The organism is Paenibacillus algorifonticola (assembly GCF_050481745.1).
Lineage (GTDB): Bacteria > Bacillota > Bacilli > Paenibacillales > Paenibacillaceae > Pristimantibacillus > Pristimantibacillus algorifonticola_A.
On the sequence record NZ_JBCNGR010000033.1, the window covers coordinates 70,985 to 95,481 of the forward strand.

The window sequence follows — 24,497 nt, forward strand, 5'->3', positions numbered from 1 at the left end:
TTGCATGAGTAAATCGATGAATGGGCTAACCGGAAGGCAGAAAGCAGCAATACTGCTAATTACACTAGGTCCCGAAGTGTCAGCTCAAATTTTTAAACATTTAAGAGAAGATGAAATTGAACAGTTAACTCTTGAAATTGCCAATGTGCGTAAAGTGGACAGCTCAGAGCGTGAAACGATTTTAGGAGAGTTCAATCAAATCTGTGTAGCTCAGGAATATATTTCCCAAGGCGGTATTACGTATGCCAGAGATATTTTGGAGAAGGCGCTGGGCGAGAGCAAAGCGGCGGAAGTAATAAATCGATTGACTGCTACTTTGCAAGTGCGGCCATTCGACTTTGCCCGCAAAGCAGAGCCGATGCAAATACTCAACTTTATTCAAAACGAGAACTCTCAAACGATTGCGCTCGTGTTGTCCTATCTCCAATCGGAGCAATCTTCGCACATTTTGTCCTCTCTTCCACAAGAGAAGCAGGCCGAAGTCGCGAGAAGGATTGCGCTTATGGACAGCACTTCACCGGAGGTCATTTCTCAGGTGGAACGAGTGCTTGAGCAGAAGCTTTCGGCTACCGTTACTCAAGATTACACAAATGCTGGCGGTATCGACTCTATCGTTCAAATTTTGAACGGTGTTGACCGCGGTACGGAACGTACCATTCTCGATTCTCTGGAAATTCAAGATCCTGAACTTGCAGAAGAAATCAAGAAACGGATGTTCGTCTTCGAAGATATCGTCAACATCGACAATCGTTCGATTCAGCGGATTATCCGCGATATCGAAAATTCGGATTTGCAGCTTGCGCTTAAAGTCGCTAGCGAAGAAGTGCGGGATGCCATCTTCCAAAACATGTCGAAGCGCATGGCGGAAACCTTCAAGGAAGAAATGGAGTTTATGGGTCCAGTCCGATTGCGTGATGTAGAGGAGGCGCAGACCCGTATTGTCGCAACGATTCGCAGATTAGAGGAATCAGGTGAAATCATTATCGCCCGTGGCGGAGGAGATGATATCATTGTCTAATTTGATAAAATCCACAAGCGTTGTTTCTATCGATCAACTAAGAGAGCTTTACTGGAAGAACAAGCATGCAGCACTTGCAGCAGATGCGAATGGTGAAGCTGAAGCTCCAGAGGAAGAACAGCCTGATGAAGAAACGATTACGCTGCGGGATCAAATTATTGCTGATGCCAGGCAGTTTGCAGAAGAACGATTGCGGGAAACGGGAGCTCAATGCGAGCAAATGCTGACTGAGGCTGAAGCGAATGTGGAAGCCTGGTGGCTGGAAAAAAGGCTCGAGGATGAAGCGACGACAGAAGCAGCCCGCAGCGAAGGCTATGAACGTGGTTTCGCGGAAGGCATTGAGCAAGCGAATATGCTGGCCAAGCAGGAATGGGAGCAAAAGCTGTTCGAAGCGAATGCGATATTATCTTCCGCTTATACGATGCGTGAGCAGATCATTCAGGAAGCGGAACCGTTTCTGGTGGAACTAAGCTGCGCGGTAGCGGAAAAGGTAATCGGCCAACAGCTGGAGCAAGCTCCAGAAATGGTCATTGAACTAATTAAAAAGTCGCTTGCAAGAAGACGCGAGCAAGGTGTTATTACGTTGTGCGTCGCACCTGGTCAGTTGGCTTTCGTCCAGGCTGCGCAAGAAGAGCTGAATTTGGCAGTCGACTCGCAAGCCGAGCTGCAAATTTTGCCAGATGCGACGGTTAAAGATTTTGGCTGCGTTATTCGTTCCGCATACGGAAGCATTGATGCCCGAATCGATACACAGCTGTCAGAATTAAAACGCGAGCTGGTCCAGTTCGCTCATCAATCAAGGGACGAGCGAGGACAGGCTGATGAGCAATAGTTCATTGCAGGCTGGCAAATATGTCGAGCATTTGCAGGCAATTGACCCCATACGTGTGAATGGAAAGGTCACCCAGGTCATCGGTCTTACCGTTGAATCGGAAGGGCCAGATGCAAGTATTGGTGATGTGTGCTACATCTATCCGAATAAAGCGGCAAAGCCGATAAAGGCTGAGGTTGTAGGCTTTCGGAACAATAAAGTGATTCTAATGCCGCTGGGCGATTTGCATTCCATCAGCTCAGGCTGTGATGTAGTAGGAACAGGCAAGCCGCTTAGCGTGCAGGTAGGCTCCGAGCTGCTTGGAAAAGTGCTGGATGGCCTCGGTCAGCCGCTTGATGGGTCTTTTTTACCAAGCCGAATGCAGCATTATTCTACTCATAATGAACCAAGCAATCCGCTTATGCGTCCTCGTGTTCTGGAGCCGCTGGGCATTGGCGTTAGAGCTATTGATGGTTTGCTGACTGTTGGAAGAGGCCAGCGTGTAGGTATATTTGCTGGATCCGGGGTAGGGAAAAGTACCCTGCTCGGCATGATTGCCCGAAACACCTCAGCCGATGTCAATGTCATTGCACTAATCGGCGAGCGTGGCCGTGAAGTGTTAGAGTTCATTGAGAAGGACTTGGGACCTGAAGGCTTAGCCCGTTCGGTCGTCATTGTCGCTACCTCGGACCAGCCAGCACTCATTCGAATGAAGGGGGCACTGATCGCCACCTCCATTGCTGAATATTTTCGCGATCGTGGTCTAAACGTCATGCTTATGATGGACTCCGTTACGCGTTACGCTATGGCACTTCGTGAAGTAGGTCTGGCGATCGGCGAGCCACCTGCAACGAGAGGATATACGCCTTCCGTATTTGCGAATTTGCCGAAATTGCTAGAACGAGCGGGAACTGGTCCAAAAGGCTCAATCACCGCGTTCTACACCGTTCTAGTAGATGGGGATGATATGAACGAACCTATTGCGGATGCAGTCCGGGGGATTTTGGATGGCCATATCGTTCTGAGTAGGCATCTTGCGCATAAAGGACATTTTCCAGCCATTGATGTCTTGCAATCGGTGAGCCGGGTGATGAAAGAAATTATTACGGAGGAGCAGCAGGATGCGGCTAATCAGTTGAAGCGCCTATTATCTATTTATAAAGATTCGGAAGACCTTATAAATATTGGGGCGTACCAACGCGGTTCTAATGAAGAAATTGATTTGGCGATGCAATTCATTGATTCGATTCATCAGTTCACGAGACAAAAAACAAATGAAAAAGTCACCTTGGAAGAAGCTCAGGAGCGGCTAATAATTGATTTTTACAGGAGATGAAGCGTTGAATGGGAGCATTTCGTTATTCCTACCAAAAAATCGTTGATCTGAAGACAAGTGAAAAAACGCAGGCAGAATGGATCCTGTCCTCTTCCATTGGAGAGCTGCAGGCTGCCGAGCTGACCGTCGAGCAATTGCGTGAAAGCCGTGCAGAATGGGAGCAGAAGCAGCATCAGTCTTCGCAATCCGGCGTTTCTTTGGCTGAGCTTCAGACCATTCAACAATATGTGGATTATTTGGACTCCTGTATTGAAGCTAAACGGCTTGAAGTGAAACGGGCGCAAAAGGTCGTCGAGCAAAATCGGATCAAGCTATCGGATAAAATGCAGGACGAGAAAGTATGGTTGAAGGCAAAGGATAACGAGAAGGAACGTTTCCGGTATGCGATGCAGCTTAAGGAGCAAAACGAGTTGGATGAAATGGCAACTGTCCGTTTCATGGTAAGCGTGCCGTAAACATCCGGCTGCAGCGCAAGGCTAGAGGGAGTGAAATCAGTGGCAGATACAGATGTGGAGAAACAAGGATATAGTGGTTTTGAGCGGGCCATGTTTTTTATGACCCCGGTGTTGTTTACGATTGTTGTGCTGGGCATATTGCTAATCCTTCTTAATAGCGATATGCGAAATCAGGCACTCACGGTCGGAAATTCGATTCCATTGCTCAGAGATGTGCTGCCGAATCCGCAGTCAACTGGCGGTGAAAGCACAGATGAAACGCTCAAGGCAGAAAATATGACTCGTAAAATTTCCGAGCTGCAAGCTCAACTGACAGAGAAAGAGGGTCAGCTGACGGAGACGTCCACTCTTAAAACGGATCAGGAAAAAGAAATTGCCAGCTTGAAAAGCCAAATTGAGCAGTTGAAGCAGTCAAATGCAACACAGGCGCTTGAAGATGAGGCATACACGGCCAAAATTAAAGAGCTCGCCAGCATGTATGCACGAATTGCACCGAATAAGGCCGCACCCATTTTAGAAAGCATGTCGCTTGATGAAATGGTGCTTGTACTCGATGCGATGGCTCCAAATGATCGTGTGAAAATTTTGGAGAAAATGACGCCAAAAACAGCGGCTGATGCGACGCTGAAGCTGAAGGATACCGTTTCGGCGAAAGACTTGCAAATTGCGGCTCTGCAATCGCAGCTCAAAAATGCCCAGTCAACTACAGCGACAACGACTACAACGTCTTCGACACTGGATTCGACGCAGCTAGGAGCAACATTTGCAGCTATGGATGCGAAAAGTGCGGCCAAATTGCTGATGACGATGTCTGACGTAAGTGCCAGTAAGGTGCTGCGTATTTTGAATGCTGTAGATGATACAACAAGATCCAAAATTGTTGGCGAGATGTCGACATTGAATGATAAAGTTACAGCTCAAATCGTTTCGAAGCTGATGGCGGGTAAATAGAGAGGAGGTGAAATTAAATGGATGTTTTATCATCACCAGCAGCTTCGCAGCCGGCGGCTCCTTCCACTGGCGGAAATGCCCAAGCGAAGGGAACGGGAGATGCGGCTTTTGCTCAAACGCTGAATGGTCAATTGAATAATGGCCAAGCGGGAGCAGGTACAGCAGCAGCTGCGAACACTACGGATGCAGCAGCACTCGGAACGATTCGGATGACTACTCTCAATACAGCTGGCTTGCTTGGGGAAACGAACAATCAGGATTTGCTTGCAGCTATTGATGGACTGCTAGAGCAAATTGATGAGTTGGATACTGCGGACACGGATGAGGCTGCACAAGCCCAATTGGCAGATTTGCAAGCGATGCTGGAGCAAATGCAGGCTTTACTGGCGTTGCTAGGTTCTCCGCTTGTCACTTTGAAGCAGCCTGATGCGCAGCTATCCTCAGAGGAAGTTGTTCAAGCAGCAGATGCAGGCAATGGACATGAGGCAGTGAAAGCACAAATTGCGCTTGTGAAGCATGATTTGGAAAATGCGCTGATTCAGCTGGCTAATGTGCTTGAGCAGGGATCTGCGAAACGCGTTCAGCAGCAGGAGCCATCGCAGCTGATTGGACAGCAGCTGGAAGCTTTGCAGAAACTGCTGCAAAAGCAGAAGGAAGCAGGCACAGCCGAGCGTAATCCGAGCAATGTTCAAGTAGTATTTGAACCAGCCGCAGCAGACGAGGCTGCACCACAGCAAACAGCTGCATGGCTTCAGCGTTTGAACCAGCAATCCCAGCATACAATTGCCCTGAAAAGCGCAGTAGCGGAAGCTTTATCAGCCGATACATTGGTTGAAGAAACGGCCGATACAGCCGATGATGAGTCCGTTCTGGCAGGCAATTTAAATGCAAACTTTGCTCATTCGCTTAAGCAGGCAACGAGTAGCGTGGCAGCGAGAGCAGTCGCCCAGCCTTACGTATTAGCAGACGAATTTGCGGAATCCATGACGGGGCTTATCGTGCAGAAGTTTGATATTTCTTCATTAAATGGCAAGCACGAAGCTAAAATCATGCTGTTCCCTGAACAGCTGGGCCAGGTCGATGTTCGGATCACGATGCAAAATGGCCAATTGACGGCGCTTTTCCATACAGATACGGTTATGGCAAAAGATATGCTGGACAACCAAATGTCGCAATTGAGACTGGCATTGCAATCCCAGGGCTTAACGATTGACAAGCTTGAAGTGACCCAGGGGCAAGCTGCATCAGAGCTGGCTAACGGCGGGCAGGGACAAGGCTCCAATCAACAATTTACGAATCGAAACAACAACGGCAAAGGCGGAAGCAGAGCGGATGATGCTGCTTTTGAAGCAGATGTAATCGAGCAAATTGCCATTCAGGATATGGGCTACGGACGGGCGGTTAACGCTACAGTTTAAAGAGATATTATGCTCGTGAGCAACCATTTGCGGGATGGAGGTGATGGAATTGGCAGTCGTTACGAATAAAGTGGTCTGGCCGAATTACGATCAGACCAATGTTAAAATAGCAGGTAAGACCGAGGATGATAAAACATCACTAAGTAAGGACGCATTTCTCGAATTGCTCGTCACACAGCTTAAAAATCAGGATCCATTAAGCCCGCAGAGCAATACAGAGTTTATTGCCCAAATGGCGCAGTTCACCTCAGTTGAGCAACTGATGAATATGAATAAGCAGCTTACACAGCTGAACTCGGACATAGGCAGTGCATCTACAATGATTGGCAAGAGTGTAACATGGCAGGAGCTTGATGATAAAGGAAGCACCGTCATGTATACGGATGTTGTGAAGTCGATTGTCGCAACAGACGGGGTATTATATGCCAAGTTTGAAGATAATACGATGATTAAAGTAAGTGATATCGTTACAATTTCTGAGCAGACTCCAGCAGAGACGGAGGAGCCTGAAACGGATGCTCCAGCTGAAAGTGCTGGTGATGCTGAAACGCCTGATAGCGAAGCCGCTGCTGACAGCGGGGAGGAACAAACCTCATGAGCGACAGCGTAAAGATTGGGCATTATTTTCCGCTGAAATCCTCGCCATTAAACAATGCGAAGACGGCGGGGCCAAAATCCCAGCAGCCTAGCGAATTTAAGGATTTGCTGGATTCGAAAGTATTGAAATTCAGCCATCATGCTGAAGTTCGGATGAAGCAGCGAGGCATTCAGCTTCAAGCGGATTCATTAACGAAAATTGTGAATGCTGTGGACGAAGCGGCATCGAAAGGCGCCATTGATTCTTTAATCGTTTTTAAAGATATTGCGATGATCGTAAATGTGCCTAGCCGTACAGTAGTTACTGCAATGGATGGCAAGCAAATGCAAAGCAATGTATTCACGCAAATAGACAGCGCCGTTATTTTAAGCTAGAGCCGGACCAATACGGAGGCTCTTCAGGCTGCTGACCGACAGAGGCAGCCAACTAACCAAAAGGATAAACCTAAATTAGGAGGGCTTAAATACTATGCTAAGATCAATGTACTCGGGTGTGTCAGGTATGCGCGGCTTCCAAACGAAGCTGGATGTCATCGGCAACAATATTGCGAACGTTAATACGGTGGGCTTTAAAGGCGGCCGCGTCATGTTCAGCGATATTTTGAGCCAAACAACAGCAGGTGTTACCGCTCCGGTAGAAGGCGAGCAAGGTGGGGTGAATGCGAAGCAGATCGGACTTGGGGTCAGCATTGCTTCTATTGATACCGTTCATACGCCAGGAAGCGCAATGACTACAAACCAACCGACCGATCTTCGCATTGATGGCGATGGATTTTTTCTAGTTACCGCAGCAGATGGTGAAGAATCATTTTTGACAAGAGCCGGCAACTTTGTGCTCGATGCGAACCGACAGCTGGTAAACGCAAACGGGTTGTTTGTATTAGATAGTGGTGGTGGCATTATTACTTTGCCAGCAGAGGTCACCTCCTTCACAATCGGGCAAGATGGGACGATTACAGGTGTTACGGCGGATGCAACAGAAGAAGTCGCGCAGATCGGTGTAGTCAAAGTCATTAACCCAAGTGGACTCGAGAAAATGGGAGGCAATTTGTACAGAATGACCAACAATGCTAACCCAGATGGAGACATTGAGGCTTACAGAACGGTCGCTGGAGATGCAGAGCTTGGAACAGGCGCAATCGTGGCCGGACAGCTTGAAATGTCAAACGTTGACCTGACAGGCGAGTTTACAGAAATGATCGTGGCTCAGCGCGGTTTCCAAGCGAATTCGCGTATTATCACGACTTCCGATGAAATTTTGCAAGAGGTTGTCAACCTGAAACGATAATCGTTAGGCATAACGCAGGTGGGGGGCCATAGTGCCTCCCCCGCGATGTGAGGGGGCAGTTTATGATTACAGTGACTCGTATTAATGGTACTAAGCTCATGATCAATGCTCTGTTGATTGAAGTGGTGGAGGAAGTGCCCGATACCATTATTACCTTGACCACTGGTAAAAAATTCATAGTGGTAGAAAGCTCGGAGGAGCTTTTGCTGCTGATCCAGAACTATCTTCGTACGATCGGCGTATATGCGGCGGCCCAGAAGAGTGAACAGACGGAGGGTCCATAGAGATGAAAAAAATGATGCCATGGTTAGTAACTATACTGTTGTCGATTGTATTAATTGCCGTTGTGGCTGTGATTATGTGGCCGAAAATTATGGGAAGTACAACTGATGGTTCAACAAACAAAGAGGTTGAAGTCAAGCATCTTACCGCCGATGAACGTGTAGAAGTAACGTCTGAGCTTAAAGAATTTAAGCGTAACTTGAAAGATTCGAACAAAGTCGTTGTCGTTAGCTTCGCTTTCCAGCTGGACAGCAAGAAGACGAAGGAAGATTTTGATAAAATCATCGAAATTGAAGTTAAGCCTATTATTAACCGGGCACTTGCGGATATGACGGCTGAAGAGCTGAATGGCTCTAAAGGCGAGGATCTGCTGGAATCGAAGCTGCTTAATGAAATTAATCCAATTTTGGATAAAAAGCAGAAGCTGGTCAAGGTAGAAATAACAGCTTTTATTATGACTAACATTTAATGCTGGTTGGCGACATTCCTTGAAGGGGGTGAGAAAATTTGGTTGATGTTTTATCGCAAAATGAGATAGATGCGCTGCTGGCGGCCCTTAATTCTGGCGAGATGGATGCCGAGGATTTAAAAAAGGAAGAAGTAACGAAAAAAGTCAGAGTGTATGATTTCAAACGCGCTGTTCGATTTTCGAAGGATCATATTCGCAGCTTGACTCGCATACACGAGAACTTCGCGCGATATTTGACAACCTATTTCTCAGCGCAGCTTCGTACTTTCGTTCAAATCAGTGTCGTTCAGGTCGAGCAGCTTCCTTATGATGAGTTTATTCGTTCGATTCCGAAGATGACGATATTGAATATTTTTGAAGCAGAGCCGCTTGAGGGACGCATGGTGCTTGAGGTACATCCGAATATCGCTTACGCGATGCTGGATCGCATGCTTGGCGGGCAAGGCGTTGCGCCTTCCAAAATCAATAACTTGACTGAAATCGAAACGATTATTATGGAAAAGATTTTTAGCCGGACGTTTGAGAGTTTGCAAGAGGCGTGGAAAACGATCATTGATATATCTCCACGACTGGAAGCGCTCGAGACGAATCCTCAATTTATGCAAATCGTATCACCGAATGAAACGATCGCCCTTATTTCCTTAAGCACGAAAATCGGTGAAACGACGGGGATGATCAATCTTTGTATTCCCCACGTTGTCATTGAGCCCGTTATGCCTCGTTTGTCGGCGCATCATTGGTTCGTTTCGCAGAAAAAGGAGCGTATTCCAGAGGAAGTTGAAATGCTGGAGCAGCGCGTAAGCAAAGCGAAGCTGCCGATTGTTGCCGAGCTTGGTGAATCTTCCATAACGATTCAGGAGTTTCTGGGTCTTAATGTTGGAGATGTCATTTCGCTCAGCAAGCCGGTAGGGGAAGGCCTGCATATTAAGGTAGGCGATAAATTGAAGTTCATCGGCAGTCCAGGCTCCGTGAAAGATCGGTTGGCTATTCAGCTTGATGAAGTTGTGAACGAAGGAGCGGGAGAAGAATATGACGAGTAAAGATTATTTGTCGCAGGAGGAAATTGATGCGTTACTAAATCAATCTTCTGGCAGTACGGATGCTGAACAGCCATCTGCCGATGATGTTCAGTTATCAGATTTCCTCTCAGCTATGGAACAGGATGCGCTTGGTGAAATTGGGAACATTACGTTCGGAAGCGCAGCAACTGCCTTGTCCACATTGCTAGGCGTGAAGGTGGATATTACGACACCAGAGGTTACCTTTATTCGCAGAGATCAGCTGGCTGATGAATTTCCAAAGCCTCATGTTGCTGTAAGTGTTCAATATGTTGATGGCTTCCAAGGAATAAATTCGCTTGTCATTAAGACGAGAGATGCACAAATTATTGCTGATTTGATGCTTGGCGGAGCAGGTAATCCTACAGATGAAGAGCTCAATGAAATTCATATCAGTGCCGTTCAGGAAGCGATGAATCAAATGATGGGGTCATCTGCAACGTCGATGTCGACCATTTTCAATCGTTTCGTTAATATTTCGCCGCCCGGCATCGATATTCTCGATGTAGACAACGGCGGAGGGATGGGGCATCTTCCACCGGTTGATGTATTCATCAAAATATCCTTCCGGCTTAAAATTGGAGATTTGATAGATTCGACAATTATGCAGCTACTGCCTGTTTCTTTTGCAAAGCAAATGGTTGCTATTCTAATGGGTGAAGAGACGGCCTTGGAGACTGCTGCTGCAGTTGAAACGCCGCCAGTAGTAGAAGCGCCACCGGTTGCTCCAGTGCCGCCACAAAGTGCTCCTGCGCAGCCTACGGCTCCGTCATTGCAGAAGCAAGAACAACAACCGCCAGCGGGAAATTATGAAACGCCGATGATGCAGCCGCCTGGCCCGAATACATATGGCCATGCAGCCAATCGCAATGTGAATGTTCAGCCTGTGCAGTTTGCTAATTTCAATAATGCTCCATATATTCAAGGTGAAGAAACGAACCTCAATTTACTGCTCGACATACCACTGAAGGTTACCGTAGAATTAGGAAGGACCCAGAAGCAAATTAAAGATATTTTGGAATTGTCGCAAGGGTCTATTATCGAGCTGGACAAGCTTGCTGGAGAGCCTGTAGACATTCTGGTTAACAATAAGCTGATCGCAAAAGGCGAAGTTGTCGTTATCGATGAGAACTTCGGCGTACGTGTAACCGATATCGTAAGCCAATGGGACCGAATTCAAAAATTACAATAGCATTCTAGGAGGAAGAAAAAAGATGGCAAACCGTATTCTAATCGTAGACGACGCAGCATTTATGCGCATGATGATCCGCGATATTTTATCCAAAAACGGCTACGAAGTAGTTGGTGAAGCACCTGATGGCGCACAAGCGGTGGAGAAATTTAAGGAGCTTAAGCCGGACCTGATTACGATGGATATCACGATGCCTGAGATGGACGGCATTGCAGCATTGAAAGAAGTTAAAAAAATCGACCCGAATGCAAAAGTTATTATGTGCTCTGCAATGGGACAGCAAGCAATGGTTATTGATGCCATTCAAGCTGGAGCGAAAGATTTCATCGTTAAACCTTTCCAAGCGGACCGTGTTATTGAAGCGATCAAGAAAACGTTAGGCTAACGGTTGTATGCGATGGTCAAACTTAAAGCTCGTGTAACGCTTTTATTGTTTTCAGGAATGGCCGTTCTGCCTGCTGCCGCCTTAGCGGAAGCAGTTCAGACGAGCCAGCCTGAATTGCCATATACTAGTTCGTCCAACATGGCAGGCAGTGTAGTATGGGTTATCTTTTCTCTACTCCTTATTATTGGACTAATCATTGTAGTTATTAAATGGCTCTCGCGGCGCAACCGGGCGTTCGGAGGAACAAATCGTTCGCTTCGTTCGCTCGGGGGCATTTCCTTAGGTCAAAATCATTCGCTTCAAGTTGTTGAACTGTCAGGCCGTCTATATGTTGTAGGGGTTGGAGAAAACATTACCCTGCTGGACAAGATTGATGATGAAAAACAAGCTGAGGCGATTATTGAGGCAATGGAGAGGCAAGTGCAAGGTGGTTGGTCGCCGAGTGCTTTGACGGGCTTAGTATCACGCTTTCGTCAAGGCTCTGGCGAACAGGAACCGCAGGATGAACAATGGAACGACGCTTCTTCGTTTCAGAATGTGCTTAAGGACAAGATGAATCGTCAGGCGGATCGCAAGCAGCAGCTCGAAGCACTCCTCAAAGACCCTAACCCTAATGAACGGTTGAATGATGATCATGAAAAATAAATGGTGGATAGCTCTTGTTGCGGTGCAGTTAGCCGGTTTAATATTTCAATCGCATGCTTTTGCTGAACCGCTGCCGAACGTAGAAATTAACTTTGGCAACACGGGCAGCGATCAGCCGAACCCGAGCGCGTTATCAATTTTGCTGCTGATTACCGTGCTAAGCATAGCACCAGCTATTCTAGTATTGATGACCAGCTTTACACGCATCATTATCGTGCTTAGCTTCGTTCGGACATCGCTCGGTACGCAGATGATGCCGCCGAACCAGGTACTAATCGGCCTTGCTATGTTTTTAACCTTTTTTATTATGGCCCCTACCTTCTCTCAAGTAAATGAGGTAGCTTTGCAGCCATATTTGAAAGGGGAAATTTCCCAAACAGCAGCTTTCGAGAAAGCGTCGGTACCGATGAAGGCGTTTATGTTCAAGCAGACGAGAGAGAAGGATTTAAAGCTGTTTATGGATTACACAAAGACGGAAAAGCCGAAAACTTATGAGGATATTCCACTGACCGTTTTGGTTCCGGCGTATGCAATTAGCGAAATCAAGACAGCTTTTCAAATGGGCTTCCTTATATTCATACCGTTCCTCGTTATTGATATGATTGTATCCAGTACGTTAATGGCGATGGGGATGATGATGCTTCCGCCAGTAATGATTTCATTGCCGTTCAAGCTCTTGCTGTTCGTTATGGTAGATGGCTGGTATTTGATAGTCAAATCCTTGTTATTAAGCTTTAATACCTGACGACTGTATAGGGGGGATGTTCAATGAGCGCCGATTTTATTATCGGTCTGGCCAGCGAGGCTGTATTTACCGTACTAAAAAGCAGTGCTCCAATGCTTCTTATTGCTCTCGTTGTTGGGCTCTTGGTCAGTATTTTTCAGGCGACTACCCAGATACAAGAGCAAACCTTAGCATTTGTTCCGAAAATTGTAGCGGTTTTTGCATCCGTTGTTTTGTTCGGGCCGTGGATTCTAAATACGATCGTCGATTTCACTTATAATCTGCTGAACAACCTGCATAAATATATCGGATAGGCGTGAATCGCAGCGATGGAGCTTATCGAGCAAGGTTTTCCTATTTTTTTGTTGATTTTTTGTCGAATTACATCATTTTTCGTCGTAGCTCCGATGTTTTCAGGGAAAATGATGCCGAATATTGCAAAAATCGGTTTAGGTTTTTTTATTTCTTTTATTGTGTATCTCACGTACGGCATTAATCAGACGGTAGCGACAGATGCCAGCTACGTGCTTTATGTCGTACAGGAAATATTGATAGGCCTGCTATTCGGCTTCGTGGTGTATTTGTTTTTCGTAGTCGTGCAGACGGCAGGGGCATTAATGGATTTGCAAGTTGGTTTTGCAATGGCGAATGTCGTCAATCCAATGACGGGTACTTCCGTTCCATTGCTAGGTAATTTTAAATACATGATGCTTATTGTCATTTTTTTCTCCTTGAACGGGCATCACTACTTGCTTCGAGGGCTAATGGACAGTTACAAATGGATGCCGCTTGCTGGAGACTTTTTTGCGAGAATCAGCAGTGGCAGCATTAGCGAGTTTTTAACGAAAGCCGTTGGAAATACGTTTTTGCTAGCTTTACAGGTCGCAGCTCCACTAGTAATTGCCATGTTTCTGACGGATGTCGGACTGGCATTTTTAGCCAAAACAGCGCCTCAATACAATGTTTTCGTCATTGGGATACCGCTTAAGCTTATTATCGGGATGATTTTGCTCGTGCTGCTTATGCCGGGGCTAAGTGGTCTGTATGAGCGGCTCATTGCCATCATGTTTGACAACTTGGAGCAGCTATTCGCCATTTTCAAAGGGCCGGACGGGTAAAGGAGGCTGTAATCGTGCAAATGTACCGCTTAAAGCTCGACCTGCAGCTGTTCAGCCAAGAGAAGACGGAGAAAGCGACGCCCAAAAAACGCTCGGAATCGCGTAAGAAGGGTCAGGTAGCCAAATCGGCTGATTTTCCCAGCTCCTTGATTTTGCTGTTTACGTTTGCTGGCTTTGCGATGTTTGGCGGCTTTTACAAGCAGCGAATTATGAATATGTTTGATGATATTTTCGAAAATTGGCTGCTTATGGAGCTTACGTCTGAAAATGTATTTAACTTGTTCGGTACGCTCGTAACCGAAATGCTCATTTTTTTACTGCCTATATTCTCGGTAGCTATTTTAGTAGGCATTATCGGTAACGTTGCGCAATTTGGCTTCTTGCTTACAGGGGAGCCGCTTAAGATGAAGATCAGCAAGCTTAATCCGCTCCAAGGATTGAAACAAATATTCTCTATGCGTTCTATTGTTGAAATGCTTAAAAGCCTGCTAAAGCTGCTGATTATTGGAGTGCTCGTATACCAGACGATTGCAAGCGATTGGAGTCGGCTGCTTTCTCTTTCCGACCTGTCTGTTGAGCAAATATTCGCCTTTGCAGCTGGCCTGACGGTCAGCATGGGGATCAAAATTGGCGCTGCACTTGTTATACTCGCCTTTGCGGATTATTTGTATCAGAAGTACGAGCAGGAGAAAAGCATGAAGATGTCCAAGCAGGACATTAAGGACGAGCATAAGAAATCAGAAGGTGATCCGCTCGTTAAAGGCCGCATCCGAGAAAAGCAGCGGAGAATGGCCATCCAGCGGATGATGCAGCAAATTCCGAATGCAGATGTCGTCATTACCAACCCGACGCACTTTGCAATCGCCTTGAAATATGATTCCTCTAATATGGAGGCGCCCGTTATTATTGCCAAAGGCATGGATCATGTGGCGCTGCGCATTAGGGAAATCGCCAAAGAGCACGGCGTTATTACGATGGAAAATAAGCCGCTTGCCAGAGCATTATACGAACGCGCCGAAATCGGAGATGCCATACCGGCAGATTTGTTCCAGGCTGTGGCGGAGGTGCTCGCATACGTTTACAAGCTGAAAGGCCGCGTCAAATCATCGTAATTTAAGGGAGGAGGAAGCGTCATGAAACCAAAAGATCTTATCGTGTTAATCGGGATCATAGGCATCGTGCTCATGATGGTTATTCCCATCCCTATTCTTTTGCTGGATATTTTGCTTATTCTGAATATTTCCATCGCTTTAATGATATTGCTTATTGCGATGAATACGAAGGAAGCGCTGGAGTTTTCCATCTTTCCCGCAGTTTTGCTTGTTACGACCTTATTCCGATTAGCACTCAACGTTTCTACAACCCGGAACATTTTGCAGCATGCAGAAGCGGGGGAAGTTGTCTCAACATTCGGTAGATGGGTGGGCGGCGGGCAAATCGCAATCGGGTTTATCGTCTTTCTTATTCTCGTCGTCGTTCAGTTCATCGTAATTACGAAGGGTTCTGAGCGGGTTGCCGAGGTAGCAGCAAGGTTTACCCTCGATGCGATGCCCGGCAAGCAAATGAGTATTGATGCCGACTTAAATGCGGGACTCATTAATGAGCAGCAGGCACGGGACCGGCGTTCCAAGATTGAAAGAGAAGCAGACTTCTACGGAGCTATGGATGGTGCCAGCAAGTTTGTAAAAGGGGATGCGATTGCATCCATTATCATTCTCATTATTAACCTGGTTGGCGGATTTATAATTGGGATGGCGGTACATGGTTTTCCCTTTGCCGAGGCACTCGAAACCTATTCGATTTTAACCATCGGGGATGGTCTCGTCAGTCAAATTCCAGCATTGCTTATTTCGGTAGCAGCAGGCTTAATCGTTACAAGAGCTGCATCGGACGGCAATCTGGCACAGGATTTGACAGCACAGTTATTTAAATACCCTAATCTTTTATACATAGTTGCAGGAACAATAGCTTTGCTTGGACTCGTTTCGCCAATCGGCGTTATGCGCACGCTCCCCTTTGCGGCATTGCTCGCATTTGGCGCATGGAGAATGAAGAAGCTGCAGGAGAAGCAAGTGGAGCAAGAGGAGATGCTTGTGGAAGAGCAGCAAATTGAAGAGGTTCGTAATCCGGAAAGTGTCATTGGCTTGCTGCAGGTGGACCCAATCGAGTTCGAATTTGGGTACGGTCTGATTCCATTGGCAGACACGCAGCAGGGCGGCGATTTGCTGGATCGCATCATTATGATCAGAAGGCAATGCGCGCTTGAGCTGGGGCTTGTCGTTCCCGTTATTCGGATCCGCGATAATATTCAACTGAGACCCAATGAATACGTCGTTAAAATTAAAGGAAATACCGTTGCGAAAGGCGAGCTTCTGCTCAATCATTATTTAGCAATGAGCCCAGGCTTCGATGATGAATCGGTACTTGGTATTGAAACAACAGAGCCGGCATTCGGACTGCCAGCCATTTGGATTGACGAGCAGATGAAGGAAAGAGCGGAAATGTCGGGTTATACCGTCGTAGATCCGCCTTCGGTTGTCGCCACGCATTTGACAGAAATTATTAAGCGTCATGCCCATGAATTGCTTGGCCGTCAAGAGACGAAGGCGCTTATTGAAAATGTCAAGGAATCGTATCCAGCGCTTATCGATGATCTCATTCCTTCTGTACTATCCATTGGCGATTTGCAAAAAGTGCTTGCCAAGCTGCTTCGTGAAAAAGTTTCGATTCGCGATCTGGTGACCATTTTTGAAACGTTGGCCGATCATGGACATTACACGAAAGATCCCGATGTGCTGACGGAATATGTCAGACAGGCGCTGTCAAGGCAAATTACCCAGCAGTTTGCGGCAACGGGAGACAAGCTTAAAGTGATTACAGTCGGTCCGGCGATGGAGAAAAAAATCGCTGAGTCAGTGCAGCAAACCGATCAGGGAAGTTACATTGCACTTGACCCGATCGTCACTCAACAAATTTATTCCAAGCTGAATGAACAGGTTACCCGGCAAATTCAGTCTGGACAACAGCCTGTTGTACTCACTTCCCCTACTATCCGCATGTATTTGCGCCAGATTGTGGAACGGACGATGCAGGAGGTTCCGGTCATTTCTTATAGTGAGCTTGAACCGAGCGTTGAAGTTCAGAGCGTAGGGGTGGTGAATTTATGAGAGTGAAACGTTATGTCGTAAATGCCCTTCCCGAGGCGCTGCCGATGATTAGAAGCGATCTTGGCAAGGATGCCGTTATATTGAATACGAAAGAAGTTAAAGTCGGCGGCTTTATGGGCATGTTCCGCAAAAAGAAGATGGAAGTTATTGCCGCTATTGAGTCGAATGCAGCGGCTCCGGAAAATCCGCCGCAGAAGCGCAAGGCGCCAGATGATGTCAGTGCCGTAATGGCTGCCATTACGGAGACGATGCAGAAGCAGCAGCGTGCAGCAGCGGCAACCGCCGCTGCTACAGCTACGGTTGAGCCGCCGGCAAGGCCTGCGCCAGTTGCGTCGGCTTCTCCGGTCAACGATCAGCTGATGGATGAAATTAAAGGGATTAAGCAATCCCTTCTGCAGCTTTCTTCGCAAAAAGCGGGAAACTCATTATCAGAAGCTGCTCAAGCACTTCATGATCGCCTTCAAGAACAGGAGCTCGAAGTGGAGTGGATTGACCAGCTAATGGCGATCATCTCTGAGCAGGAAGGGCAGCAAAGGGAGCCATTGACGCGTACGCAAGTATGGGGGCTTGCCAAACGGCAGCTGCTCGAATGGATGGCTCCATATGCTGCTGGCATGATCGATGAGCAGGCCAGAATCGTTCATTTTGTTGGCCCGACGGGCGTAGGTAAAACGACGACGATCGCTAAGCTTGCGGCTAATCAAACGATTAAGCATAACAAAAAAGTAGGCTTCATTACGTCAGATACGTACCGAATTGCTGCCGTTGACCAGCTTAGAACGTACGCAAATATTTTAAACATTCCGCTGGAGGTTGTTTTTTCTCCTATGGATTTGCCGAAGGCGTTCAAGCAGCTCGAAGATAGAGAGCTCATCTATATGGATACGGCTGGCCGTAACTTCCGCAATGAGCTGAATGTATCAGAAGTAAACAGCCTGCTTCAATCGCATGACCGCAATGAAACGGTGCTTGTGCTGAGCCTTACCGGCAAAACGAAGGATATGACGTCAGTAGCCGGAAACTTTGTGAAATACGGCATCGAGAAGGTATTGTTTACGAAGCAGGATGAAACGGCGGTATACGGCTCTATTTTTAACCTTGTGATGAAGTTCGGTTTAACGCCGACTTATGTGGCAAGAGGGCAGACGGTGCCGGATGACATCGATCGCTTTAACGCTGCTGCTTATATGAATGACTTGCTGGGGGAAGCGGACGATGAATGATCAAGCCGAAGCGCTGCGATATATGGTGAAGGCAAGCAGCAGCGATGGCGGCAAGCGCGAAACGCGCATTATAGCTGTTACCAGCGGCAAGGGCGGTGTTGGGAAGTCCAACTTTAGTCTCAATTTTGCGCTGATGCTTCAGAAGCTTGGTCAGAAGGTTCTCGTTTTTGATGTTGATATTGGCATGGCGAACATCGATATACTCATGGGCGTGCGCTCCTCCTACCATTTATATCATTTGTTCAAGCAGGACAAAACGATCTGGGATGTCGTTCAGGAAGGGCCCGAAGGACTGCACTTTATTGCAGGCGGATCTGGAATTAAAGATTTGCTGGACCTGTCAGAGAAAGAATTGACGTTGTTCACGGAGCAGGTTTCAAAGCTTCAAGGGCTGTACGATGTCATTGTGTTTGATACTGGGGCTGGACTTTCCAAGGAAACGGCGAGATTTATCGCCGCAGCGCAGGAAACCATCGTTGTAACGACGCCAGAGCCGACTTCTATAACCGATGCATATGCCTTAATTAAAATGGTAAAAGCAATGGGCATCCATCCGGATTTCAGACTTATCGTCAATCGGGCAGACAGCAAGCGGGAAGGCCGCTTGACAGCAGATAAAATCAATTTGGCTGCCGAGCGCTTCCTAGAAGCCTCCTTGCCATTTCTCGGGCTCGTACCCGATGATGTTCATGTAGGCAAGGCGGTAAAACGTCAGATTCCCTTCACCATCGCTTATCCAAGCAGCGAAGCATCGAAGGCTATGCATGAAATTGCAGTTCGTTTTCTAGAAATCAAGAGGCCGGAATCTGATGTTAAAAACGGTGTAAAGGGATTTTTGCATAAATTATTCAAGCTAACGAGATAGTCCTTTTAATCAGGGGAGGGGAAAAGATGGCTCCTTATCGTGTACTCATTGTAGATGATTCTGCATTTATGAGAAAAATTTTTAGTGACTTAATTTTAAAGGATTCAATGTTTTCAATAATAGCGACTGCAACCAATGGGGCCGAAGCTGTAAAAGCGGTGGAGAAATGGAAGCCCGATGTTGTAACGCTCGATCTGGAAATGCCTGAAATGAATGGACTTGAGGCTTTGCAAAAGATTATGAAACAAAACCCGACGCCTGTCATTATGCTGTCTGGCATTAGTGAGGATAACACGAGGGATACGATCAAAGCATTGCAGTTTGGAGCTTTTGACTTTATACGCAAGCCGTCAGGCATTGCAACGAATGATATTATCCAGGTTGGCGAGCAATTGATAGAAAAGCTAAAAACAGCTGTACTGGCGAGGAAGCCTTCATTCATTGAGGAGAAGATGGACCCGCCGGTAAAAGTGAAGGCGCTAGATATTAAAAAGCCCCTAATAACCGAAGCAACAACAAATGCAGCGTCACGGCTTGCTGCACCTTCTATGGCGAAGAAGAAACCGGAAGTTACGCCACCAATAAAGCCGTCTAGTATGATTAAAAAGCCGGAACAACCAGCGGCAGTCAAAGCGGTGGCGCCTTCCTCTACATATAAGCCAACTGCTCCGCCGATTAAAGCGAGCAAAAAAACGGAAGATCCCGCTCCGCCGAAAAAAGAGCTGCCGAAGTCTACTTCGTTTCAGCATATTGTCGCAATCGGCGCTTCAACGGGAGGACCGCGTGCCTTGCATACGGTCATTAGCGCTTTGCCTGGCGATCTAGGCGCACCTGTCCTAGTTGTCCAGCATATGCCGCCGAAATTTACGAAATCGCTGGCTCAGCGCCTCGACAGCTTCAGTGCGCTGCATGTCGTTGAAGCGGCTCAAGGCGACCGGGTTCATCCCGGCGTTGTCTATGTTGCTCCCGGAGGCTATCATTTAGAGCTTGGCAAAGATAGTTCCGGTTATTATATTCATTTAACAGAGCAGCCGCAGCGCAATGGACATCGTCCATCGGTAGATGTGATGTATGAATCATTGGTTCCTTTCAAGGAGCTTAAGCGTCACGCGGTCATCCTGACCGGAATGGGCAGTGATGGTACGAAAGGTCTTAAACAGCTTGTTGAGAGCGGTGCAGTAACCTCTATAGGCGAGGCGGAGGAAACCTGTATCGTTTACGGCATGCCGCGCAGCGCCTACGAAAGCGGAGCAGTCAAGACCGTGCTCCCGCTGCAACAAATCGCTGCACGTATAGAAAGCTGTGTACTTAAATAACGATTGAAGCAATCACAAGTCTAGCAGGAGGTGCGATACAATGGATATGAATGCCTATCTGTCGATGTTCATCGACGAATCTAACGACCATCTTCAAAGCTTGAATGAAAACTTATTGCGACTGGAAGGCGAGCCGGAAGATCTATCAATTGTTCAAAATATATTCCGTTCGGCTCATACTTTGAAAGGCATGTCGGCTACGATGGGATATGAGGATCTGGCTGCCTTGACACATGAAATGGAAAATGTGCTTGATCTTGTTCGCAATAGCAAGCTCAAGATGGACAGCTTTATATTTGATACGCTTTTCAAGGGTCTTGATGCGCTGGAGGCGATGGTGCAGGATGTCGTTAACGGTGGTACTGGTAAAGCGGATGTGACATCAATTGTGTCCGCGTTGCAATCGATTTTTAGCGGAGAGCATAAGCAATCGGAGTCAGATCAATTGGCCGCAGCTGCAGATGATTCCACGAGTGCAGACAAGCCTATTTTGCTGCTGGATGAGTACCAGACTTCGGTGATTAAACAATCCATTGATAGTGGACATCAGGCTTATCATATTCATGTAACGATTCGCGAGGACTGTTTGCTGAAAGCGGTTCGCGCCTACATGGTATTCAACCTGCTGGAAGCACACGGAGAGATTGTGAAATCGGAACCTTCTGTACAGGATTTGGAACAGGAAAAATTCGATCGTTCCTTTACTGTATTTACCATTACACAGACGAAGCTGGAAGAACTGCATACGCAAATTATGAATGTATCCGAAGTGGAGACGGCAGTTATAACTTTGCTGGATGAGGAATCGCTACATCTGCTAAGCACGCCAACAGCGAATCAGCAAGCTGAGGCTGAAGTGAAGAAAGCGAAGGAAGAGGTTGCAGCAGCTATTACAGTCGTCGAGAAAAAAGAAGAGGCAGCCAAAGCTCCTGCTGCGGTTGCGCCTCGTAAAGACTCGCCTGCTCCTGCTGCGCCAGCAGCGGTTAATCGGACGATTCGCGTTGATATCGACCGTCTGGATACGCTGATGAATCTGTTCAGCGAGCTGCTCATTGATCGCGTTCGACTAGAACAGCTTTCAAGCGAAATTAAGCGCAATGACTTGACCGAAACTGTTGAGCATATGACGCGTGTAAGTACGGATTTGCAAAATATCGTACTCAAGCTGCGCATGGTTCCCGTCGATTCGGTATTCAACCGTTTCCCTCGCATGATTCGCGATTTGGCGAAGTCGCTTGATAAAAAAATCGATTTGGTCATTACAGGCGCAGATACAGAGCTTGACCGTACCGTTATTGATGAAATTGGCGACCCGCTCGTTCACTTGCTCCGCAACTCAGTCGATCATGGCATCGAGACGGTGGAAGAACGTATTGCAGCAGGCAAGTCAGAAGTAGGTACCATTTTCCTGCGTGCTTACCACAGCGGCAACCATGTGTTCATTGAAGTGGAAGAGGATGGACGTGGAATTAACCAGGAGCGCGTGCTGAAGACGGCCATCAAAAACGGCGTCGTTACCGAAGATGAGGCGAAAAAGCTATCCAGCGACGAAATCAATATGCTGATTTTTGCAGCTGGCTTTAGTACAGCTGAGAAAATCTCGGATATTTCTGGACGCGGTGTAGGACTGGACGTTGTACGTTCCAAAATTACGTCGCTTGGCGGAAATGTGACCATTGACTCTTCGTTTGGCAGAGGAACGAAATTCTCGGTACAGCTCCCGCTGACTTTGTCGATTATTTCGGCCATGCTGATCAAGCTGGGCTCGGAAAAATATGCGATTCCGCTATCCTCCATTGTGGAGACCAGCATTATCCGTAGATCGCAAATTTTGAACGTTCATGGCAATTTAATGATTGAATTCCGCAATACCGTTATTCCTCTTGTATCGCTGAGCCGTGTGCTTGAGACACCTGACTTTAATGATAGCGCCGAGGAAGAAACCGAAATTGTAGTGGTGCGCAAGGGAGAAAAGTGGGCGGCAGTCACCGTCGATGAGTTTATCGGTCAAAACGAGATCGTGCTCAAAACGCTTGGCAAATATTTGACCAATATCGAGGCGATTTCTGGAGCGACGATTTTAGGTGACGGCCAGGTGGCATTAATTATTGATCCTAACGCATTAATCAAATAGGAGGTTTTCACAATGGGAGAAGAATTGAAGGTCATTGTTTTTGCGCTAGCTGATGAGGAATACGGTATTGAAGTAGATAAAGTTAGAACAATAGAGCGGATGTCACCGATTACCCGCGTGCCTAAAACAGCCGCTTTTATTAAAGGCGTTATGAATTTGCGCGGTGTGGTCGTGCCTGTTGTTGATCTTCGTGGGCGTTTTGGCCTACCTGAGCAGGAACCGACAGATAATTCGCGAATTATAGTAGTAGCGGTAGATGATCTTGAAGTAGGATTTATTGTCGATTCCGCGAATGATGTCATAGATATCGATACGGACAACATCGATTCTCCACCGGAAATCGTAGGCGGCGTTAAAGCGAAGTACTTGCACGGTATTGCCAAGCTCGGGGACAGCAGACTGCTTATTATGCTAAATCTAGTTGAGGTGCTGAATAAAAACGAGATCGAACAGCTCATGCAACTGGAGGGATAGAAGTGGCACAGTTCAGCAAGTTTGAAGCTTTTGAGCTTGACGTACTAAAGGAAGTCGGCAATATAGGCGCGGGCAATGCAGCTACTGCATTGTCTCGTCTTCTTAACAAGCCAGTCGATATGGGTGTTCCGAAGGTCAGCCTGCTGCCCTTCGAAGAAATTGCCGATCGCGTAGGCGGTATGGAGCAGGTCGTCATCGCGGTGTTTTTAAGAGTGGAAGGCGAAGCGCCGGGCAATATGTTTTTTATCATTCAGGAGGACGCAGCGAAGCGCTTGCTGACTCAGCTGCTTTCATTGCCTCATGATGATGAGAACGGCTATTCCGAAATGGAGCTTTCGGCTTTATGCGAAATCGGAAATATTTTGACCGGCTCGTATCTGTCTTCGTTGGCTGATTTTACTCATTTGGCGATGGCTCCATCGGTTCCATCCGTTGCACTGGACATGGCGGGAGCTATTTTAAGCTACGGCTTGCTGCAATATGGCGAGATGGGCGATTCCGCGCTGTTGATTGAGACGACATTTCTCGAAGACTGCCAAGACCTGGAAGGCCATTTCTTCCTCATACCTGACCCTGAATCATTCACAAAAATTTTCCGCGCTCTGGGAGTAAATGTCGAATGATACAGCAAAATTTGATTAAGGTTGGAATGGCTGATTTAAATATTGCTACGGAGGGTTCCGTCCTCAAAACAACAGGGCTTGGTTCTTGTGTAGGACTTACGCTTTATGATCCGGTTAATAAAGTAGCCGGAATGGCCCATGTTATGCTGCCTTCCTCTGAAATTGCAAGAGAGGCAACGATTAATTTGGCGAAATATGCGGATACGGCCATTCCTGAGCTTGTTGAACGGATGAAGCACGTGGGCGCACAGCAAAATCGCCTTGTAGCGAAAATGGCTGGCGGCGCTCAAATGTTCGCCTTTTCAGGTCAGTCGGACTCTATGCGTATTGGTCCGCGAAATGTCGAATCTTGCCTTGAGATCGTCAACAAGTTCAAAATTCCTGTGTTTGCACAGGATACGGGCGGCAATTATGGTCGCACCATTGAGTTCGACAGCGGAAGCGGTCTGTTACTCATTCGCAGCGTACAGCTTGGAATAAAGGAGATTTGAATTATTATGATCGGAAATTGGCGATGGAATGTCGGATTAGGACTCACGGGTGTTATATTAACGATTCTTTTCTCACTCGGTAAAAATGCGGTCACAGTCATACTGCTGCGCAGTGTATATGCATTCATCGCCTTTGTTGTCATTGCGTTTATACTGCGTGCAGTGCTTACGTTTATTTTGAAGCCGCCAGCATTGCTGGATAACGGAGCTGCAGAAGAAGATGGAATAGGAACACAGTTTAATTTGACTACGCCGGATGAAAGTGAAGATTTAAATCAGCTGTTGAAAGACGGACTGGATATTCGCCCAGCGCAAGTAGAGGCAGATAGCAAGCAGTCAATGGAACAAGAGCACGAGCCGTTTCGGCCATTAGCGCCGCCACAGCTCGTGTCTGCGCAAAACAAAGAACCGGAAGAACTGGCTAAAGTAGTACGTCACCTGACAGGAGGGTGAAAAA

Annotated in this window: 28 protein-coding genes; all 28 read left to right on the top strand. The window is 47.1% G+C overall.

Annotated features, from left to right (window positions below; all coding sequences use genetic code 11):
• Nucleotides 1–4 precede the first annotated feature (4 nt).
• The 28 genes from fliG (at nucleotide 5) to ABEW34_RS24145 (ending at nucleotide 24,493) form a co-directional block, all read left to right on the top strand.
• Nucleotides 5–1,018 (top strand): flagellar motor switch protein FliG, encoded by a 1,014-nt coding sequence (gene fliG / locus ABEW34_RS24010; protein WP_099520679.1) that lies wholly within the window; start codon nucleotides 5–7, stop codon nucleotides 1,016–1,018.
• A complete protein-coding gene (locus ABEW34_RS24015) occupies nucleotides 1,002–1,850 on the top strand; it encodes a FliH/SctL family protein (protein WP_348272610.1) in 849 nt (282 codons plus the stop codon). The genes fliG and ABEW34_RS24015 overlap by 17 nt, the downstream gene beginning before the upstream one ends.
• A complete protein-coding gene (gene fliI, locus ABEW34_RS24020; RefSeq protein WP_056038246.1) occupies nucleotides 1,840–3,165 on the top strand; it encodes a flagellar protein export ATPase FliI in 1,326 nt (441 codons plus the stop codon). The genes ABEW34_RS24015 and fliI overlap by 11 nt, the downstream gene beginning before the upstream one ends.
• An 8-nt stretch (nucleotides 3,166–3,173) precedes the next feature.
• Nucleotides 3,174–3,620, top strand: a complete 447-nt coding sequence (gene fliJ / locus ABEW34_RS24025) for a flagellar export protein FliJ (protein WP_056038243.1) — start codon at nucleotides 3,174–3,176, stop codon at nucleotides 3,618–3,620.
• A 39-nt stretch (nucleotides 3,621–3,659) separates the two neighbouring features.
• Nucleotides 3,660–4,571, top strand: a complete 912-nt coding sequence (locus ABEW34_RS24030; RefSeq protein WP_430162071.1) for a MotE family protein — start codon at nucleotides 3,660–3,662, stop codon at nucleotides 4,569–4,571.
• A 17-nt stretch (nucleotides 4,572–4,588) separates the two neighbouring features.
• The gene (locus tag ABEW34_RS24035) at nucleotides 4,589–5,989 is read left to right on the top strand and encodes a flagellar hook-length control protein FliK (RefSeq protein WP_430162073.1); all 1,401 of its coding nucleotides are present in this window, start codon (nucleotides 4,589–4,591) and stop codon (nucleotides 5,987–5,989) included.
• Nucleotides 5,990–6,038: 49 nt separating this feature from the next.
• Entirely contained in the window at nucleotides 6,039–6,587 is a 549-nt protein-coding gene (locus ABEW34_RS24040) for a flagellar hook capping FlgD N-terminal domain-containing protein (RefSeq protein ID WP_430162075.1), read from the top strand.
• Complete coding sequence (locus ABEW34_RS24045; protein ID WP_430162077.1) at nucleotides 6,584–6,961, top strand: TIGR02530 family flagellar biosynthesis protein; 378 nt, start codon at nucleotides 6,584–6,586, stop codon at nucleotides 6,959–6,961. Before ABEW34_RS24040 ends, ABEW34_RS24045 begins: the two co-directional genes overlap by 4 nt.
• A 94-nt stretch (nucleotides 6,962–7,055) precedes the next feature.
• Nucleotides 7,056–7,874, top strand: coding sequence for a flagellar basal body rod protein FlgG (flgG, locus tag ABEW34_RS24050; RefSeq protein WP_056038230.1), 819 nt, complete (start codon nucleotides 7,056–7,058; stop codon nucleotides 7,872–7,874).
• A 62-nt stretch (nucleotides 7,875–7,936) separates the two neighbouring features.
• Nucleotides 7,937–8,158 carry a flagellar FlbD family protein gene (locus ABEW34_RS24055; RefSeq protein WP_056038226.1) on the top strand — a complete coding sequence of 74 codons (222 nt, stop codon included), beginning with the start codon at nucleotides 7,937–7,939 and terminating at the stop codon, nucleotides 8,156–8,158.
• A 2-nt stretch (nucleotides 8,159–8,160) separates the two neighbouring features.
• A complete protein-coding gene (locus ABEW34_RS24060; protein ID WP_430162080.1) occupies nucleotides 8,161–8,625 on the top strand; it encodes a flagellar basal body-associated FliL family protein in 465 nt (154 codons plus the stop codon).
• 38 nt (nucleotides 8,626–8,663) lie between these two features.
• A complete protein-coding gene (gene fliM, locus ABEW34_RS24065) occupies nucleotides 8,664–9,665 on the top strand; it encodes a flagellar motor switch protein FliM (protein ID WP_099520671.1) in 1,002 nt (333 codons plus the stop codon).
• Nucleotides 9,655–10,875, top strand: coding sequence for a flagellar motor switch phosphatase FliY (gene fliY, locus ABEW34_RS24070; RefSeq protein ID WP_430162082.1), 1,221 nt, complete (start codon nucleotides 9,655–9,657; stop codon nucleotides 10,873–10,875). Before fliM ends, fliY begins: the two co-directional genes overlap by 11 nt.
• Nucleotides 10,876–10,897: 22 nt before the next feature.
• On the top strand, nucleotides 10,898–11,260 hold the full coding sequence (locus tag ABEW34_RS24075) for a response regulator (protein ID WP_046230724.1): 363 nt from the start codon (nucleotides 10,898–10,900) through the stop codon (nucleotides 11,258–11,260).
• Between the two features lie 12 nt (nucleotides 11,261–11,272).
• Entirely contained in the window at nucleotides 11,273–11,905 is a 633-nt protein-coding gene (locus tag ABEW34_RS24080) for a flagellar biosynthetic protein FliO (RefSeq protein WP_430162085.1), read from the top strand.
• The gene (gene fliP, locus ABEW34_RS24085) at nucleotides 11,895–12,650 is read left to right on the top strand and encodes a flagellar type III secretion system pore protein FliP (protein WP_430162087.1); all 756 of its coding nucleotides are present in this window, start codon (nucleotides 11,895–11,897) and stop codon (nucleotides 12,648–12,650) included. Before ABEW34_RS24080 ends, fliP begins: the two co-directional genes overlap by 11 nt.
• Nucleotides 12,651–12,673: 23 nt before the next feature.
• Nucleotides 12,674–12,943, top strand: coding sequence for a flagellar biosynthesis protein FliQ (gene fliQ / locus ABEW34_RS24090; RefSeq protein ID WP_056038213.1), 270 nt, complete (start codon nucleotides 12,674–12,676; stop codon nucleotides 12,941–12,943).
• Nucleotides 12,944–12,958: 15 nt separating this feature from the next.
• A complete protein-coding gene (fliR, locus tag ABEW34_RS24095) occupies nucleotides 12,959–13,747 on the top strand; it encodes a flagellar biosynthetic protein FliR (RefSeq protein WP_430162090.1) in 789 nt (262 codons plus the stop codon).
• 20 nt (nucleotides 13,748–13,767) lie between these two features.
• The gene (gene flhB, locus ABEW34_RS24100; protein ID WP_056039068.1) at nucleotides 13,768–14,859 is read left to right on the top strand and encodes a flagellar biosynthesis protein FlhB; all 1,092 of its coding nucleotides are present in this window, start codon (nucleotides 13,768–13,770) and stop codon (nucleotides 14,857–14,859) included.
• Between the two features lie 21 nt (nucleotides 14,860–14,880).
• Nucleotides 14,881–16,914: a flagellar biosynthesis protein FlhA gene (flhA, locus tag ABEW34_RS24105; protein ID WP_430162092.1), complete on the top strand. Its 2,034-nt coding sequence runs from the start codon at nucleotides 14,881–14,883 to the stop codon at nucleotides 16,912–16,914.
• Nucleotides 16,911–18,137 carry a flagellar biosynthesis protein FlhF gene (gene flhF, locus ABEW34_RS24110; RefSeq protein ID WP_430162094.1) on the top strand — a complete coding sequence of 409 codons (1,227 nt, stop codon included), beginning with the start codon at nucleotides 16,911–16,913 and terminating at the stop codon, nucleotides 18,135–18,137. The genes flhA and flhF overlap by 4 nt, the downstream gene beginning before the upstream one ends.
• Nucleotides 18,130–19,002: a MinD/ParA family protein gene (locus ABEW34_RS24115; RefSeq protein WP_430162096.1), complete on the top strand. Its 873-nt coding sequence runs from the start codon at nucleotides 18,130–18,132 to the stop codon at nucleotides 19,000–19,002. The genes flhF and ABEW34_RS24115 overlap by 8 nt, the downstream gene beginning before the upstream one ends.
• A 26-nt stretch (nucleotides 19,003–19,028) precedes the next feature.
• The gene (cheB, locus tag ABEW34_RS24120) at nucleotides 19,029–20,318 is read left to right on the top strand and encodes a chemotaxis-specific protein-glutamate methyltransferase CheB (protein ID WP_430162098.1); all 1,290 of its coding nucleotides are present in this window, start codon (nucleotides 19,029–19,031) and stop codon (nucleotides 20,316–20,318) included.
• A 40-nt stretch (nucleotides 20,319–20,358) separates the two neighbouring features.
• A complete protein-coding gene (locus tag ABEW34_RS24125) occupies nucleotides 20,359–22,452 on the top strand; it encodes a chemotaxis protein CheW (protein WP_430162100.1) in 2,094 nt (697 codons plus the stop codon).
• Nucleotides 22,453–22,464: 12 nt separating this feature from the next.
• The gene (locus ABEW34_RS24130; RefSeq protein ID WP_056038192.1) at nucleotides 22,465–22,926 is read left to right on the top strand and encodes a chemotaxis protein CheW; all 462 of its coding nucleotides are present in this window, start codon (nucleotides 22,465–22,467) and stop codon (nucleotides 22,924–22,926) included.
• A 2-nt stretch (nucleotides 22,927–22,928) separates the two neighbouring features.
• Complete coding sequence (locus tag ABEW34_RS24135; protein WP_046230734.1) at nucleotides 22,929–23,549, top strand: chemotaxis protein CheC; 621 nt, start codon at nucleotides 22,929–22,931, stop codon at nucleotides 23,547–23,549.
• On the top strand, nucleotides 23,546–24,040 hold the full coding sequence (locus ABEW34_RS24140) for a chemotaxis protein CheD (protein ID WP_099520662.1): 495 nt from the start codon (nucleotides 23,546–23,548) through the stop codon (nucleotides 24,038–24,040). The genes ABEW34_RS24135 and ABEW34_RS24140 overlap by 4 nt, the downstream gene beginning before the upstream one ends.
• Nucleotides 24,041–24,046: 6 nt before the next feature.
• Nucleotides 24,047–24,493, top strand: coding sequence for a hypothetical protein (locus ABEW34_RS24145; RefSeq protein WP_430162103.1), 447 nt, complete (start codon nucleotides 24,047–24,049; stop codon nucleotides 24,491–24,493).
• Nucleotides 24,494–24,497: the final 4 nt, after the last annotated feature.

Excerpts from the sequence above, each read along its gene's own strand:
- ABEW34_RS24145 (WP_430162103.1), top strand. The coding sequence starts at position 24,047 with ATGATCGGAAATTGGCGATGGAATGTCGGATTAGGACTCACGGGTGTT.
- flhB (WP_056039068.1), top strand. The coding sequence starts at position 13,768 with ATGTACCGCTTAAAGCTCGACCTGCAGCTGTTCAGCCAAGAGAAGACG.
- cheB (WP_430162098.1), top strand. The coding sequence starts at position 19,029 with ATGGCTCCTTATCGTGTACTCATTGTAGATGATTCTGCATTTATGAGA.
- ABEW34_RS24075 (WP_046230724.1), top strand. The coding sequence starts at position 10,898 with ATGGCAAACCGTATTCTAATCGTAGACGACGCAGCATTTATGCGCATG.
- flhA (WP_430162092.1), top strand. The coding sequence starts at position 14,881 with ATGAAACCAAAAGATCTTATCGTGTTAATCGGGATCATAGGCATCGTG.
- ABEW34_RS24035 (WP_430162073.1), top strand. The coding sequence starts at position 4,589 with ATGGATGTTTTATCATCACCAGCAGCTTCGCAGCCGGCGGCTCCTTCC.
- fliJ (WP_056038243.1), top strand. The coding sequence starts at position 3,174 with ATGGGAGCATTTCGTTATTCCTACCAAAAAATCGTTGATCTGAAGACA.
- fliR (WP_430162090.1), top strand. The coding sequence starts at position 12,959 with ATGGAGCTTATCGAGCAAGGTTTTCCTATTTTTTTGTTGATTTTTTGT.
- ABEW34_RS24125 (WP_430162100.1), top strand. The coding sequence starts at position 20,359 with ATGGATATGAATGCCTATCTGTCGATGTTCATCGACGAATCTAACGAC.
- fliI (WP_056038246.1), top strand. The coding sequence starts at position 1,840 with ATGAGCAATAGTTCATTGCAGGCTGGCAAATATGTCGAGCATTTGCAG.
- ABEW34_RS24045 (WP_430162077.1), top strand. The coding sequence starts at position 6,584 with ATGAGCGACAGCGTAAAGATTGGGCATTATTTTCCGCTGAAATCCTCG.
- ABEW34_RS24015 (WP_348272610.1), top strand. The coding sequence starts at position 1,002 with ATGATATCATTGTCTAATTTGATAAAATCCACAAGCGTTGTTTCTATC.
- fliG (WP_099520679.1), top strand. The coding sequence starts at position 5 with ATGAGTAAATCGATGAATGGGCTAACCGGAAGGCAGAAAGCAGCAATA.
- ABEW34_RS24060 (WP_430162080.1), top strand. The coding sequence starts at position 8,161 with ATGAAAAAAATGATGCCATGGTTAGTAACTATACTGTTGTCGATTGTA.
- ABEW34_RS24080 (WP_430162085.1), top strand. The coding sequence starts at position 11,273 with ATGGTCAAACTTAAAGCTCGTGTAACGCTTTTATTGTTTTCAGGAATG.
- flhF (WP_430162094.1), top strand. The coding sequence starts at position 16,911 with ATGAGAGTGAAACGTTATGTCGTAAATGCCCTTCCCGAGGCGCTGCCG.
- ABEW34_RS24140 (WP_099520662.1), top strand. The coding sequence starts at position 23,546 with ATGATACAGCAAAATTTGATTAAGGTTGGAATGGCTGATTTAAATATT.
- flgG (WP_056038230.1), top strand. The coding sequence starts at position 7,056 with ATGCTAAGATCAATGTACTCGGGTGTGTCAGGTATGCGCGGCTTCCAA.
- ABEW34_RS24055 (WP_056038226.1), top strand. The coding sequence starts at position 7,937 with ATGATTACAGTGACTCGTATTAATGGTACTAAGCTCATGATCAATGCT.
- fliY (WP_430162082.1), top strand. The coding sequence starts at position 9,655 with ATGACGAGTAAAGATTATTTGTCGCAGGAGGAAATTGATGCGTTACTA.
- ABEW34_RS24130 (WP_056038192.1), top strand. The coding sequence starts at position 22,465 with ATGGGAGAAGAATTGAAGGTCATTGTTTTTGCGCTAGCTGATGAGGAA.
- fliQ (WP_056038213.1), top strand. The coding sequence starts at position 12,674 with ATGAGCGCCGATTTTATTATCGGTCTGGCCAGCGAGGCTGTATTTACC.
- fliP (WP_430162087.1), top strand. The coding sequence starts at position 11,895 with ATGAAAAATAAATGGTGGATAGCTCTTGTTGCGGTGCAGTTAGCCGGT.
- ABEW34_RS24115 (WP_430162096.1), top strand. The coding sequence starts at position 18,130 with ATGAATGATCAAGCCGAAGCGCTGCGATATATGGTGAAGGCAAGCAGC.